Source organism: Arthrobacter sp. C152, assembly GCF_054890965.1.
On the sequence record NZ_JBTZSU010000017.1, the window covers coordinates 20,393 to 33,977 of the forward strand.

General features: G+C 67.5%; 13 protein-coding genes. 11 read left to right on the plus strand and 2 right to left on the minus strand.

Annotated elements, in window-relative coordinates; all coding sequences use genetic code 11:
* Window positions 1-3 precede the first annotated feature (3 nt).
* Both ACYSM9_RS12985 and ACYSM9_RS12990 read left to right on the plus strand, forming a co-directional pair.
* A complete protein-coding gene (locus ACYSM9_RS12985; protein ID WP_461857380.1) occupies window positions 4-477 on the plus strand; it encodes a hypothetical protein in 474 nt (157 codons plus the stop codon).
* 309 nt (window positions 478-786) lie between these two features.
* Window positions 787-1,833: an NINE protein gene (locus ACYSM9_RS12990; RefSeq protein ID WP_461857381.1), complete on the plus strand. Its 1,047-nt coding sequence runs from the start codon at window positions 787-789 to the stop codon at window positions 1,831-1,833.
* Between the two features lie 40 nt (window positions 1,834-1,873).
* Here ACYSM9_RS12990 and ACYSM9_RS12995 read toward each other — a convergent pair whose 3' ends face one another.
* A complete protein-coding gene (locus ACYSM9_RS12995) occupies window positions 1,874-3,109 on the minus strand; it encodes a heparan-alpha-glucosaminide N-acetyltransferase domain-containing protein (RefSeq protein ID WP_461857382.1) in 1,236 nt (411 codons plus the stop codon).
* A 146-nt stretch (window positions 3,110-3,255) separates the two neighbouring features.
* Here ACYSM9_RS12995 and ACYSM9_RS13000 point away from each other — a divergent pair, with 146 nt between their 5' ends.
* From ACYSM9_RS13000 to ACYSM9_RS13030, 7 genes are all read left to right on the plus strand, one after another.
* Window positions 3,256-3,753 carry a hypothetical protein gene (locus ACYSM9_RS13000; RefSeq protein ID WP_461857383.1) on the plus strand — a complete coding sequence of 166 codons (498 nt, stop codon included), beginning with the start codon at window positions 3,256-3,258 and terminating at the stop codon, window positions 3,751-3,753.
* A gap of 58 nt (window positions 3,754-3,811) precedes the next feature.
* Window positions 3,812-4,720, plus strand: a complete 909-nt coding sequence (gene dapA / locus ACYSM9_RS13005; protein WP_221383783.1) for a 4-hydroxy-tetrahydrodipicolinate synthase — start codon at window positions 3,812-3,814, stop codon at window positions 4,718-4,720.
* 39 nt (window positions 4,721-4,759) lie between these two features.
* The gene (locus ACYSM9_RS13010; protein ID WP_043455217.1) at window positions 4,760-6,451 is read left to right on the plus strand and encodes a ribonuclease J; all 1,692 of its coding nucleotides are present in this window, start codon (window positions 4,760-4,762) and stop codon (window positions 6,449-6,451) included.
* A gap of 170 nt (window positions 6,452-6,621) precedes the next feature.
* Window positions 6,622-9,522, plus strand: coding sequence for an FtsK/SpoIIIE family DNA translocase (locus ACYSM9_RS13015; RefSeq protein ID WP_461857384.1), 2,901 nt, complete (start codon window positions 6,622-6,624; stop codon window positions 9,520-9,522).
* A gap of 23 nt (window positions 9,523-9,545) precedes the next feature.
* Complete coding sequence (gene pgsA / locus ACYSM9_RS13020; protein WP_461857385.1) at window positions 9,546-10,205, plus strand: CDP-diacylglycerol--glycerol-3-phosphate 3-phosphatidyltransferase; 660 nt, start codon at window positions 9,546-9,548, stop codon at window positions 10,203-10,205.
* Complete coding sequence (locus tag ACYSM9_RS13025; protein ID WP_461857386.1) at window positions 10,202-10,681, plus strand: CinA family protein; 480 nt, start codon at window positions 10,202-10,204, stop codon at window positions 10,679-10,681. Before pgsA ends, ACYSM9_RS13025 begins: the two co-directional genes overlap by 4 nt.
* A 166-nt stretch (window positions 10,682-10,847) precedes the next feature.
* Window positions 10,848-11,300, plus strand: coding sequence for a helix-turn-helix domain-containing protein (locus ACYSM9_RS13030; protein WP_018771597.1), 453 nt, complete (start codon window positions 10,848-10,850; stop codon window positions 11,298-11,300).
* Window positions 11,301-11,406: 106 nt separating this feature from the next.
* Here the strand turns inward: ACYSM9_RS13030 and ACYSM9_RS13035 are convergent, their stop codons facing one another.
* Window positions 11,407-11,988 (minus strand): MarR family winged helix-turn-helix transcriptional regulator, encoded by a 582-nt coding sequence (locus tag ACYSM9_RS13035; RefSeq protein WP_461857387.1) that lies wholly within the window; start codon window positions 11,986-11,988, stop codon window positions 11,407-11,409.
* 41 nt (window positions 11,989-12,029) lie between these two features.
* On the opposite strand from ACYSM9_RS13035, the gene ACYSM9_RS13040 reads away from it, so the two are divergent.
* Together ACYSM9_RS13040 and recA are read left to right on the plus strand one after the other, a co-directional pair.
* Entirely contained in the window at window positions 12,030-12,257 is a 228-nt protein-coding gene (locus ACYSM9_RS13040; RefSeq protein ID WP_461857388.1) for a DUF3046 domain-containing protein, read from the plus strand.
* Between the two features lie 239 nt (window positions 12,258-12,496).
* Entirely contained in the window at window positions 12,497-13,552 is a 1,056-nt protein-coding gene (gene recA, locus ACYSM9_RS13045) for a recombinase RecA (protein ID WP_461857389.1), read from the plus strand.
* The last annotated feature ends 33 nt before the right edge of the window (window positions 13,553-13,585 follow it).

Sequence of the window (13,585 nt, forward strand, 5' to 3'; positions counted from 1 at the left end):
GCCGTGAACGCGTTCCTCTCCGGGTTCCGGAGGAACCGCACCAAGATCTGGGTGGGCGCAGTGACTCTGCTGCTGGTCTTCTACCTGGTGGTCTCCTTCCAGCGCTCGGTCCTGCTCCTGGGCGACGGCAACCTGACGGCCAAAGCCATCGGCGCCGCCTACCTGGTGCTGCCCGTCATCGGCGCCTGGGCCCTCATCCGCGAGCTGCTGTTCGGTGCCCGGACCGAGCAGATGGCCAAGGTCCTCGAGGCCGAAGGCGGCCTGCCGGTGGATGAACTGCCGCGCACCCCCGGCGGCAGGATCGTGCGGGCCGCGGCAGATGCAGAATTCGAAAAGTACCGCGTGGAAGCCGAAGCCGCCCCCGATGACTGGCGGTCCTGGTTCCGGCTGAGCTGCGCCTACGACGCCGCCGGGGACCGCAAACGCGCCCGCGCGTCCATGCGCGACGCCGTCCGGCTCTTCACCGCAGCTTCCTAGGCGCTCCCCGCCGCGCCGCGGCGGCCGGGTTGCCACTACTGCGATGGGTATTTCTGCCCATCGCAGTTTCTTCGCGCGGGATAGTACGGTCGGTGGACAAACACTTTCCGGCTTTGGGGGCAAGCTTGGGACCAACTTCCGCGCCGCGCGCGGGGCCACGCATTCTGCGAGCCCCGTATGCGGAAGCGGCCTGAATCCGCCCGCATCCGGCGCATCCTGCGCCCCCTGGGCCGGCACCCCTGTGCATCGCACGGCTGTCCGCCGCGCCTGCCTGCCTGCTGCCACCTCCTGTCCATAGAAGGAAGACCGATGAGCCACCCCAGCCACCCCCACCCGTCCCAGGACGGGCCGTCCGCTCCGCCGGTCCCGCCTGCCCCTTCCGGCTATCCGGCGCCCTCGGGCTACCCTGCACCTTCCGGCTACCCTGCCCCGTCCGGCTATCCCGCAGCTTCGGACTATCCCGCACCCCTTGGCTACCCGTCACCCGCCGGTTTCGACGGGCAGTACCAGGGGGACCGGCAGGGTGGATACCAGCCCGGCCCCTACGGGGACGTGCCCCATGCCGCCGGGCCGGGGAAGTCCTTCGTCACCACCTGGATCCTGTCCCTCCTGCTGGGCACGTTCGGGGCGGACCGGTTCTACCTCGGCAAGACAGGGTCGGCCGTCGCCAAGCTGCTGACGGCCGGCGGCGCGGGCATCTGGGCGATCGTGGACCTCATCATGACCCTGACCGGAAACACCCGGGACAAGGATGGCCGCCCGCTGGAGGGCTACCCGGAGAACAGGAAGAAGGCCTGGATCATCACCGGTGTGCTCTGGCTCCTGGGCATCATTGTGGGAATCCTGAGCGCTGTCCTGGCCCTCACCATCACAGCCAAGGCCCTCGAAGGCCGGAATACCCCCGTTCAGCCCCCGGTTCCGTCAGCCTCGCAAGCCGCCGCCCCGTCACCGGGATCGGGCGCTGCCACCGGCGCAAACTCCTTGACGGTCACGGTCTCCGAAGGCAACACCGTAAAGGTGGGGGTCCTCGACTCCCTCTACATGGCCGAGATCCCGGACATGTCCTACCTTGAGCCGAAGAACGGAGGCTTCCTGGCCATCAAGGTGTCCTGGGAGGCACTGACCGGCACCAGCCTCTCGTCGCCGTCGAACTTTGCCGTTTATGACGCGGAGGGCAGCGAGGGCGAACCCGTCTACCTGGACGAGGGCATGGGTGGCCTGCCCACCGAAGAGGTGAACGCCGGCGCCGCCCGCCAGGGCATCATCGCGTTCGACGTCAGGAAGGGCCCGGTCAAGATCGTAGTGATGGACGACTTTGGCGACGAAGCAACCTCCTTCACCGTGACTCCGCAATAGCCGGTTGCGGCAGAACCCCGCGGCCGGTCGCCGCCCCGGCCTAGTGCATGGCCTTGGGCCCGCCGCGTCCCAGCCCGCTCGCCGCGTGCCCCACCCATTCCAGCGGGCCGCGCCACGACAGCTTCGCAAACACCACACCGATAGCGATCGCAGCGAGAGCCTGGACGAAGTACATGCCGTCCTCCGTCCAGCCTTCGGGCAGCGGCTTCAGGTAGAGGCCCGCCACGATCCAGACGTGGACGGTGTAGAGGGTCAAAGTCATGGCCCCCGGTCCCCTCAGCGGCAGCAGCAGGTCCAGGTCCACCCATTCCGCAAGCCGCTCCAGGAGCAGGCAGGCGCCGATGACGGCGGCTGCCACGGCCGAGGTGTGCAGCAGGTCAAGCGTCGTCCCCGAATGGGGTGCCGCCGACGCCAGCCACCACCAGGACCCCTCCTGGGGAAGGCCTGTCAGGTTGACCTGCAGCACGCTGCCCAGCGGGTAGCCGGGTGAGTTGAGGACCTTCTCCAGGGCCTGCCTGCCGCCCCAGCTCTCCATGGCGGTGACCCCCAGGACCTTGGCGGCCACCGCCACCACCGTCCCGGCCACAAGCAGGAAGACCGGGACCAGCGCCCGGGTGAGCGCAAGGCGGCCAACCGCCAGTCCCACCAGCAGGTACGACAGCCACTGGAACACCGGGTAGTAGCCGGTGAAGAACAGGTCCGAGATCAGCTGCGACGGCACGGCCAGGTCCTCCCACGAAGGGTTGTGGCCCAACTTCAGCGGCGGTTCGGGAGCCAGGAGCCATGGCCTGAGCAGGTACGCCAGCACCGGCGACCCCAGGATCCAGCTCCCCGCCCAGGCGCACAGGCGTTTCGCGCCCAACCCGAGGAACGGAAGGACGCACAGGAACAACATCGCATAGTGGACCAGGATGATGGCCACGTTGACGTCCATCGCCCCCAGGGAGAGTCCGACGGCGGCGATCACCAGGGCGCGCAGCGCCACGCCGCGGCGGGCTGCGGAGAGTTCCCTGCCCGCCACGGGCAGGTGCTTCCCCGTGGACAGAGCAAGTCCCACGCCGGCAAGCACGGCGAACAGGGCAGCTGACCGGCCCGAAAAAACCAGGCCCACCCACGTGGGGGTGAGGCTGGCGTTGGATTCGAAGGTGGGCAGCAGATGGGTGGCCATCATGCCGAGCAAGGCGAGGCCGCGGGCAGCGTCTACGCCTCGGAGGCGGCCCGGTTGCTGCCGCCCCTGGGTCTTCCGGGACCTGGTGGCCGGGATGCGGGACGTCATGACCAGATCGTCTCACACCGTGCTTCCCAGGCCGGTGTCAAGCAGGGAAAGCAGCCGCCCTGCCAAGGTGGCTGACGGCACGCACGGCATGAACGTGCGTTTTCCGCACCCTTGTATTCGAATATATGTTCGAATACCATGGCTCCATGCTCACGCCCTCTCCGCAACCCCACAGGCGCCCCGACAACAGGCACCCCGACGATCGGTTCTCCGACAAGCAGCAGCCCGACAAGCGGCAGCCGGGAGGGCGGCCGCCGGGGAGCGTGGCGGCCGGCCATCCCGGGGTCGACGGTCCGGAGGCTGGTGCCCTCGGCCGGGCTGCTGCCGGGGACGGCGGAGTGCTGAAGGCCATGAGCCCGGGAGTGGTGGACTACCTGTTCCGGCAGCTCGTGGCCGGGCATCCGGCGGCGGACGTCCAGTGGGAGAGCGAAGGCACCACCCTCGATGCCCAGCCCGAGGGTGCGGAGCTGGCCCGGCGCCTGTCTGAGACGGACCTCGACGCCCTGACTCCCGTGGAGCTGTTCCACTACGTCCGGGCGGCCCAGCGGCTCGTCACCTGGGCGGAGGACCTGCGGCAGGCCGCCGTCGGACGCTACTGCAATGCCGGAACTGACGCGCCGCGGCCTGGCAGCCAGACTATTTGACGCTTGTCACGCCCGTGGCATTGTCCTAACCAGCCGGGGACAGGGTAACGTTTTTTCCATGGCTGACTCTTCCGCGCACATCCCTGCCCTCGGTACCCTCCTGACCGCCATGGTCACGCCGTTCACCAAGGACGGCGCCGTGGATTACGACCAGGCGGCAGCGCTGGCCACCAAGCTGGTCGACGACGGCTGCGATGGCTTGGTGGTCACCGGCACCACGGGCGAGACCTCCACGCTGACGGATGAAGAGAACCTCGGCATGTTCCGCGCGGTCAAGGATGCCGTCGGCGGACGCGCCGCCATCATCGCCGGTACCGGCACCAACGACACCGCGCACTCGGTCCACCTGTCCCGGCAGGCCGCAGCCCTCGGCGTCGACGGCCTCCTGCTGGTGACCCCGTACTACAACAAGCCCAGCCAGGCCGGTGTCCGCGCCCACTTCGAGACCATCGCCTCCGCCGTGGATGTTCCCGTCATGCTCTACGACATCCCTGGCCGGTCCTCCATTCCGATCGAGCCGGACACCATGATCCGGCTGGCCCAGCACCCCAACATCGTTGCCGTCAAGGACGCCAAGGCCGACCTCACGGCCGCCACGCGCGTCATGGCGGAAACCGACCTGCTCTTCTACTCGGGAGACGACGGACTCACCCTGCCCTGGATGGCACTGGGCGCCGTCGGTCTGGTGGGTGTCACCACGCATGTGGCCACCCGCCGTTTCCGCGAGCTTATCGACGCCGTCAACGCCAACGACCTCGGCACCGCCCGCAAGATCAACTTCGAGCTCCAGCCGGTGGTTCGCGCCACCATGACCCGGGTCCAGGGCGCCGTGGCGGCCAAGCAGATTCTTAAATGGCAGGGAGTCCTGCCCAACTCGATTGTCCGTTTGCCCCTCGTGGAGCCGGACGAAACCGAGATCGAAACCATCCGCGGGGATTTGGCGGAAGCGGGGCTGGTCTTCTCCTGAGGTAAGACCGGCACCCTTCCGCCTGGAAAGTAGTGCAATATGACCCAAACTGCCCTCACCGGCCTTGTCACCCCTCCCCGCCTGCCGCAGGGCACGCTACGGATCGTCCCGCTCGGCGGGCTGGGGGAGATCGGCCGGAACATGGCCGTGTTCGAAATCGACGGCAAACTGCTGATCGTGGACTGCGGTGTCCTCTTTCCCGAGGAAACCCAGCCCGGCGTTGACCTTATCCTGCCGGACTTCTCCTACATCGAGGACCGGCTGGACGACGTCGTGGCCGTGATCCTGACCCACGGCCATGAGGACCACATCGGCGCTGTCCCGTACCTGCTGCGGCTGCGCAACGACATCCCGCTGGTGGGCTCCCAGCTGACCCTTGCCCTGATCGAGGCGAAGCTGCAGGAGCACCGCATCCGGCCCTACACGCTCACCGTGGAAGAGGGCCAGGTGGAGAAGTTCGGCCCCTTCGAATGTGAGTTCGTGGCCGTCAACCACTCCATTCCCGATGCCCTGGCCGTGTTCATCCGCACGGCGGGCGGCACCGTCCTGCACACCGGCGACTTCAAGATGGACCAGCTCCCGCTCGATGGCCGCATCACCGACCTGCGGCACTTCGCCAAGCTCGGCGAAGAGGGCGTGGACCTGTTCATGTCCGACTCCACCAACGCGGACGTTCCCGGGTTCACCACCGCCGAAAAGGAAATCGGTCCCACACTGGAGCGGCTGTTCGGCCAGGCCACCAAGCGAATCATCGTGGCGTCCTTCTCCTCCCACGTCCACCGGGTCCAGCAGGTGCTGGACGCGGCCGCCAAGCACAACCGCAAGGTGGCCTTCGTGGGCCGGTCGATGGTCCGCAACATGGCCATCGCGGAAAAGCTCGGCTACCTTGATGTGCCGGCCGGGCTGATCGTTGACATCAAGAACATCGACAACCTCCCGGACAACCGGGTGGTGCTGATGTCCACCGGATCCCAGGGCGAACCCATGGCCGCGCTGTCCCGGATGGCCAACGGGGACCACCGCGTGGTGGTGGGCGACGGTGATACCGTCATCCTGGCCTCCAGCCTCATCCCCGGCAACGAAAACGCGGTGTTCCGGATCATCAACGGGCTCCTCAAGCTCGGCGCGGACGTCATCCACAAGGGCAACGCCAAGGTCCACGTGTCCGGCCACGCCGCCGCCGGGGAGCTGCTGTACTGCTACAACATCCTTGAGCCGCTCAACGCCATGCCCGTGCACGGCGAAACCCGCCACCTGATCGCCAACGGAAAGATCGCCATCGAGTCCGGTGTCCCGGAAGCCAGCGTCATCCTCGCGGACAACGGCACGGTCATCGATCTTCGTGACCACCAGGCCGACATTGTGGGCCAGGTGGAAGTCGGCTTCGTCTACGTCGACGGCTCCAGCGTGGGCGAGATCACCGACGCCGACCTCAAGGACCGCCGCATCCTCGGCGACGAAGGCTTCATCTCGATCATCACCGTCATCCACCGAGCCACCGGCAAGGTGGTGTCCGGGCCGGAGATCCACGCCCGCGGTGTTGCCGAGGACGATTCGGTCTTCGACGACATCATCCCGAAGATCAACGCGGCGCTGGAGGAGGCAGTCCAGAACCACGCCGACCACACCAGCCACCAGCTCCAGCAGGTGGTCCGCCGCGTAGTGGGCACCTGGGTGAACCGCAAGCTGCGCCGCAAGCCGATGATCATCCCGGTGGTCCTCGAAGCCTGACAGGCGGCACTGGGAATAACACCCGGCGCCGGCCCGCGGGCGGAGCCTGCCAACACTGCCTGTCGAAGGGCCCGGTTCTTCGTGAACCGGGCCCTTCGCGCATCCCGCCGGGCTGGCCGGGGAAGCCCGATATCCCGGGAATGGGAGCCTTGTTCCGGTAGCGTGGAAGCATGGCCACACGCACTACTTCCGCGCCCAAAGGTACCGGCAGGGGCGGCCCGGGCAGCAAGTCCGGCAGCTCCACAGGCCGCGGAACCGGCTCCACCGGCGGCAGGTCCGGACGCGGCAGCGGCTCGTCCGGCACTGCACGCACCCGCCAGCTTCCCGCCGTCGAACACCACCAGCCCTGGCTGCTCCGCGTGGTCGGCGGGGCGTGGCTGGGACTGGGTCACCTGGTCGGCGGGGGAGTGCGCCGGATCGGGCACGACGTCAGCGACCTTCCCCCGGAGGAGCGCCGTGACGGCGCCGCCCTCTTCAACCTCGCGCTCGGAATCTTCATCGCCACCTTCGCCTGGTGGGGCCTGACCGGCTGGTTCCCCGATGCCGTGTATGCCGTGGTCAACGGAACCTTCGGCTGGATCTCGCTGCTGCTGCCCCTCATGCTCTTCGTCTGCGCGTTCCGGCTGTTCCGGCAGCCCGACGACGGCCGGGGCAACAACAGGGTGGGTATCGGCTTCCTGATCATGGCCTTCGCCGGGTGCGGCATGGCCCACATCCTCGGTGGCCAGCCCACCGTCGCACAGGGCTTCGACGGGCTCCGCCAGGCCGGCGGCATGCTGGGCTTCCTGGCGGCCACGCCCCTGGCGGCGATCCACCCGGCCGTCCCGGTGGTCCTGTACTCCCTGCTCGCCTTCGTGTCGCTGCTGATCATCACCGCCACCCCGTTCACGGCCATTCCCCGGCGCCTGCGCGGCGCCTACGAGCACCTCATGGGCATCGACCTCATGGAGCAGGACCAGGCCGGGGACATCCACGACCGCAGTTACCTGGACCGGACACCCCCGGCCGCCCCCAAGAAAAAGAAACGCAGGCTCTTTGGCAAGGACGAGGAGCCCGACGCCGGCCTGGACGGCTACGTGGGCGACGAAGCCTTCGAGCACGCAGTCATTGACGACGACGACCAGACCGGGCCGGCGCGGCCCGCTCCCGGCGTGCGTCGCCCCACCCAGGCGGAGATCGCCGTCGAGAAGATCAAGGCGGCGCAGGGCCTGGGCAAGGCGCCATCCTCCCCGGCCACACCGGACAACGCCACGGAGGCCATCCCGCTGGTTGTTCCCGGCGCCGCTGCCCCCGGTAAGCCCGCGGCTGCGCCCACCGTTCCGTCGAACCCCGTGGCGCCCGCCCCGCCGCCCGTCCCCATCCCGCAGCGGACTGAGCAGCTGTCACTCGCGGGCGACGTCACGTACACCCTGCCTGCCTCGGACTTCCTGACCCCGGGATCCATCCCGAAGGAACGCACCGAAGCCAATGACGCCGTCGTCGCCGCCCTGACCGACACCCTGACGCAGTTCAACGTCGACGCCACCGTCACCGGCTTCAGCCGGGGCCCCACCGTGACGCGGTACGAGATTGAGCTCTCGCCCGGCACCAAGGTGGAGCGCGTCACGGCGCTGTCCAAGAACATCTCCTACGCCGTGGCATCCAGCGACGTGCGGATCCTCAGCCCCATCCCCGGCAAATCGGCCATCGGCATCGAGATCCCCAACACCGACCGCGAGACCGTCTCCCTCGGCGACGTGCTCCGCAGCCAGAACGCACGCCGGACCGACCACCCGATGGTCATGGGCGTAGGCAAGGACGTCGAGGGCGGCTACGTGGTGGCCAACCTGGCCAAGATGCCGCACCTGCTGGTGGCCGGCGCCACCGGCGCCGGTAAGTCCTCCTTCGTAAACTCGATGATCACCTCCATCCTCATGCGCGCCACCCCGGACGAGGTGCGCATGGTCATGGTGGACCCCAAGCGCGTGGAGCTGACCGCCTACGAAGGCGTGCCGCACCTCATCACGCCCATCATCACCAACCCGAAGAAGGCCGCCGAGGCCCTGCAATGGGTGGTCCGCGAGATGGACGCCCGCTACGACGACCTCGCCAACTACGGCTTCAAGCACATCGACGACTTCAACAAGGCGGTCCGCGCCGGCAAGGTCCAGCCGCCGGTGGACTCCAAGCGGGTCATCCGCCCCTACCCCTATCTGCTGGTGATCGTGGACGAACTCGCGGACCTCATGATGGTGGCCCCGCGCGACGTCGAAGATTCCATCGTCCGCATCACCCAGCTGGCCCGTGCCGCCGGCATCCACCTGGTCCTCGCCACCCAGCGTCCGTCCGTGGACGTGGTCACCGGCCTGATCAAGGCCAACGTGCCCTCCCGCATGGCGTTCGCCACGTCCTCCGTCACCGACTCCCGCGTGGTCCTGGACCAGCCCGGCGCCGAGAAGCTCATCGGCCAGGGTGACGCGCTCTTCCTGCCCATGGGCGCGTCCAAGGCGATGCGCGTCCAGGGTGCCTGGGTCTCCGAATCGGAGATCCACAAAGTGGTGGAACACGTCAAGGGCCAGCTGCAGGCCGTCTACCGGGACGACGTCGCTCCCGAAGCGGAAAAGAAGCAGATCGACGACGACATCGGCGACGACCTCGAGGTGCTGCTGCAGGCCACGGAACTGGTGGTCACCACCCAGTTTGGCTCCACGTCCATGCTGCAGCGCAAGCTCCGGGTCGGGTTCGCCAAGGCCGGCCGGCTCATGGACCTGCTCGAGTCACGCGGGGTGGTGGGCCCTTCCGAAGGCTCCAAGGCCCGCGACGTCCTCGTCAAACCGGACGACCTCGCCGCCGTCCTCGCTGCCATGAAGGGCCAGGAAGCCCCCGCCGCGCCGGATTCCCAGACGGCGGCGCTGAGCGACAACGCCAACGCGAACATCGCCCAGGGCGGCTACGCCGAAGACCTCGTGGCGGCAGACCTGGATAAGCGGAAGCAGAACGTTGAATATTACGACGGCTCGGATTCGGCGCCCGGCGGCTATGGCGATGACGACGACGGGTCCGAAGACGCCTGGTCCCTCACCGGGCGCTAGCCCGGGGACTGTAGCCTAGAACCGTGACTAGCTCCGATGCAGCCGCCGCCCGCCCACGCGGGGCGGGGGTCTGGAACCTTCCCAATGTCCTGACCATGATCCGCATCGCGCTGGTTCCGTTCTTCGTGTGGTTCCTCGTGGCGGACGCCCCCGGGCTGCACAGCACCTCCGGGCCCTGGCGCTGGGCAGCGGTGCTCGCGTTCGCCGTCGCCATCTACACGGACAAGCTCGACGGCGACATCGCCAGGAGCCGCAACCTCATCACGGACTTCGGCAAGATCGCCGACCCCATCGCCGACAAACTCCTGACCGGTTCTGCCCTGGTGATGCTGTCCCTGCTGGGTGAGCTGCCCTGGTGGGCCACGCTGGTGATCCTGGTCCGCGAATGGGGTATCACCGGGCTGCGGTTCTTCGTCATCCGCTACGGCGTCATCCCTGCGTCCCGCGGCGGAAAGCTCAAGACCGTGGTGCAGACCGCGGCGATCTTTCTCTACCTCCTGCCGCTGGGGGCGTTCGCCCCGTGGATGTCCTGGATTTCGTTCTCCGTCATGATGGCGGCGGTGGCCATTACGCTGTGGACCGGCGTCGAATACGTCATTGAAGCGCTACGCCTGCGCGCCAGGGGCAAACGGGAGGCGGGAGCCGCCACGGGGCGGGCGCCGGAAGGACAGGAGCAGGAATGAGCAACCTCCACCTCCTTGCAGCGCAGGCGGTCCGCCAGGCCCTCGAATCGCGGCTGACGGTCGCCACCGCTGAATCACTGACCGCGGGAATGGTCTCTGCCGTGCTCGCCGACACTCCCGGCGCCTCCGGCATGCTGCAGGGCGGGGTAGTGGCCTACCAGAACTCGGTCAAGGAGAACGTCCTGCATGTGCCGGCCGAACTGCTGGCCCGCGCAGGGTCGGTCGATCCGGACGTCGCCGGCGCCATGGCAGCAGGTGCGCGCACTGTCCTGGGGGCCGACGTCGGCGTGGCGACCACCGGGGTGGCCGGCCCGGACGCGCACGACGGCAAGCCGGTGGGCCGCGTGTACATCGGCATCGCGACGGCCGCGGGGGCTGCAGGTTTTGAGTATTCCTTCACCGGCGGCCGGCCGGACATCCGCGCCGGCGCCTGCGCCGCCGCTCTTGAGCGGCTCCTCGAGGCGCTGTCTGCCTGAGGTTCCCGCCCCGAAGTTACCGGGCGTAAAGTTGGCGGGAACAAAAGCCAGTACCGATTAGTTATTACATTGTGTCGCTTCCGGACAGTGGAGGCGCCTAGGATGAAATGACCATGATGGTCCGCTTTACGGCGGGCCTGACCAATGAGGGAGCAAGGCGATACAGATGGTAAAGCAGCCCGTATCCGTAAACGGCGTTGTCCGCTGGAAGGATGTGGGCCTCGCCGAACAGGCTAAGAGCGAACAGAAGGAGCGCAAGATGGTAGTACTTCGTCACGAAATCGGTGATGTCCTGCGCGATGTCCGCCAGCGGCAGGGGCGTACGCTCCGTGAAGTTTCGCACAGCGCCCGTGTCTCCCTGGGATACCTCAGCGAAGTGGAGCGCGGCCAGAAGGAAGCCTCATCTGAGCTTTTGTCCTCGATCTGCTCGGCACTGGATGTTCCGCTGTCCAGCATGCTCCGTGAGGTCAGCGACCGCGTGGCAGTGGCCGAGGGCGTCGCAGTTCCGGACACCGTCCCGCAGGAATTCTCGCAGCGTTACGGTCGCGACCTTGAACGCGACCTCAACACTGAACTGAACGACGAACTCTCCACCGGCCTGCTCTCCGGCGCCCGCTAAGGGCAGCCTGGACCAGGCCCTGGAAAGTACGGGCTTTTAGGAAGGAGCCGCCGGCCGCGCCGGCGGCTCCTTCCGTGTGCTGCCGCTGTCCGGCCTTGTACCGGGCTCAGTTCTCCTGTGTCCGGGACGCGGCCCGCGGCTGGCTGTCGTCGTTGCCCTCCGGTTCCCTGTCGGCGGCCTCCCTGTCGGCCGCCTCCTTGGGGAACCCGTCCCGCTCGTAGGTGGAGTTCAACTTGGCCATGTACCGGGCCAGTTCCTGGAGGTCCGCCACCGGCCACTCCCGCAGCCGCTCCTGGAAAACCTGGCGCCGGGCGTCCTGCACCTGGTGCATCTTCTCTTCGCCCTTGGGCGTCAGCCGGATCGACTGGGCCCGGCGGTCCAGCGGGTCAGCCTCCTTCGACACCAGCCCCAGGCTTTCCAGGAACGCGATCTGGCGGCTGACCGACGGTTTGCCAACCCCGATGTTCATGGCAAGCTCGGTGAGGCGGATCGGACCCTCGCGGCGGATGATAGTCAGCAGTCCGTAAGCCGCCGGCTCCATGTCCGGGTGGACCTCGCGCGAGAGCTGGTTGGAGATGGCACGGGCCCGCCGCCAGAAAAGGCTGATCTGGTGTTCTACGTTCTGCAGGGCCGCGTCGGCAGCTTCGCCCGCGCCGGACTCGGACGGGACATCGGGGGAGTTGCTCATGGCAACAATTCTAGGGTCCACACTCATGAGAGGATTTACCGATGCGAATCAGCGAGTACTGGCGGCTCATGGACGATGAGTTCGGCGCGGGCTACTCCCGGGTGCTGAGCAGCACCCTGGTCCTTTCCGGCGTGGGCGGCCGCACCGCGGACCAGGCCCTTGCCGCCGGCGTGGAGCCGCGCAGGGTCTGGCTCGCGGTCTGCGACGTGCAGGACGTACCCGCTGAACGGCGGCTGGGGCGCGACCTCCCGCCCCGCCGGGACCACTGAGCTGACGGCCCGGGACCGGACCTGCCGGGCAGCGGGCTGCCCCGCCTGAACTGCCGCTGACACGCCGCACGCCGGCGGTCTTCGAATACCTGTTCGGATAAAGCTATGCTTTTCCTATCGGGTTTATCCACATAGCCGTTGTCCTCCGGCCGGAATGTCAGTGGGTCCCCTTAGCGTCAGAGATGACCAGGAAAACGGCCGCGTAGGCCACCATCGAGAAAGCATTAGAGGTGTCAACCATGGCGGCAGCCCCGGATCGTGCCAAGGCGCTGGAAGCAGCGCTGGCCCAGATTGACAAGCAGTTCGGCAAGGGCTCGGTGATGCGCCTCGGCGACGAAGTCCGCGCCCCCATCGAAGTCATTCCCACCGGCTCCATCGCACTGGACGTTGCCCTTGGCATCGGCGGCCTTCCCCGCGGCCGCGTCATTGAGATCTACGGCCCGGAATCCTCGGGTAAAACCACCGTTGCACTGCACGCCGTGGCGAATGCCCAGCGGGCCGGCGGCATCGCGGCCTTCATCGACGCCGAACACGCCCTTGACCCGGACTACGCCGCAAAACTGGGCGTGGACACGGACGCGCTCCTGGTTTCCCAGCCGGACACCGGTGAGCAGGCCCTGGAGATCATGGACATGCTGGTGGGCTCCGGCTCGCTGGACATCGTCGTCATCGACTCCGTGGCAGCGCTGGTGCCCCGCGCCGAAATCGAAGGCGACATGGGCGACAGCCACGTGGGTCTCCAGGCCCGGCTCATGAGCCAGGCCCTGCGTAAGATCACCGGCCGCCTGAGCCAGACCAAGACCACCGCCATCTTCATCAACCAGCTCCGCGAAAAGATCGGCGTCTTCTTCGGCTCCCCTGAAACCACCACCGGTGGTAAGGCCCTGAAGTTCTACGCGTCGGTCCGCATCGACGTCCGCCGCATCCAGACCCTCAAGGAGGGCGCCGACTCGGTCGGCAACCGGACCAAGGCCAAGATCGTCAAGAACAAGATGGCGCCGCCCTTCAAGGTTGCCGAATTCGACATCATCTACGGCCAGGGCATCTCCCGTGAGGGCGGCATCATCGACATGGGCGTGGAGCACGGCATCATCAAGAAGTCCGGCTCGTGGTTTACCTATGACGGTGACCAGCTCGGCCAGGGCATGGAGAACTCCCGCCGCTTCCTCCGGGACAACCCCGAACTCGCCGCCGAACTCGAGCGCCTCATCAAGGAGAAGCTGGGTGTCGGGGTGAAGGCGGCCGAGGACGAGTCCAAGGATTCGCCCAAGCTGAAAGCCGTCGACGGGTTCTAAACCGTGAGTGTGACACGTTCGCGGCGGCCCGGT

Bases quoted from the DNA above. Each gene is read 5' to 3' on its own strand.
- ACYSM9_RS12990 (WP_461857381.1), top strand. From the start codon at position 787: ATGAGCCACCCCAGCCACCCCCACCCGTCCCAGGACGGGCCGTCCGCT.
- ACYSM9_RS12995 (WP_461857382.1), bottom strand. From the start codon at position 3,109: ATGACGTCCCGCATCCCGGCCACCAGGTCCCGGAAGACCCAGGGGCGG.
- ACYSM9_RS13000 (WP_461857383.1), top strand. From the start codon at position 3,256: ATGCTCACGCCCTCTCCGCAACCCCACAGGCGCCCCGACAACAGGCAC.
- dapA (WP_221383783.1), top strand. From the start codon at position 3,812: ATGGCTGACTCTTCCGCGCACATCCCTGCCCTCGGTACCCTCCTGACC.
- ACYSM9_RS13010 (WP_043455217.1), top strand. From the start codon at position 4,760: ATGACCCAAACTGCCCTCACCGGCCTTGTCACCCCTCCCCGCCTGCCG.
- ACYSM9_RS13015 (WP_461857384.1), top strand. From the start codon at position 6,622: ATGGCCACACGCACTACTTCCGCGCCCAAAGGTACCGGCAGGGGCGGC.
- ACYSM9_RS13025 (WP_461857386.1), top strand. From the start codon at position 10,202: ATGAGCAACCTCCACCTCCTTGCAGCGCAGGCGGTCCGCCAGGCCCTC.
- ACYSM9_RS13030 (WP_018771597.1), top strand. From the start codon at position 10,848: ATGGTAAAGCAGCCCGTATCCGTAAACGGCGTTGTCCGCTGGAAGGAT.
- ACYSM9_RS13035 (WP_461857387.1), bottom strand. From the start codon at position 11,988: ATGAGCAACTCCCCCGATGTCCCGTCCGAGTCCGGCGCGGGCGAAGCT.
- ACYSM9_RS13040 (WP_461857388.1), top strand. From the start codon at position 12,030: ATGCGAATCAGCGAGTACTGGCGGCTCATGGACGATGAGTTCGGCGCG.
- recA (WP_461857389.1), top strand. From the start codon at position 12,497: ATGGCGGCAGCCCCGGATCGTGCCAAGGCGCTGGAAGCAGCGCTGGCC.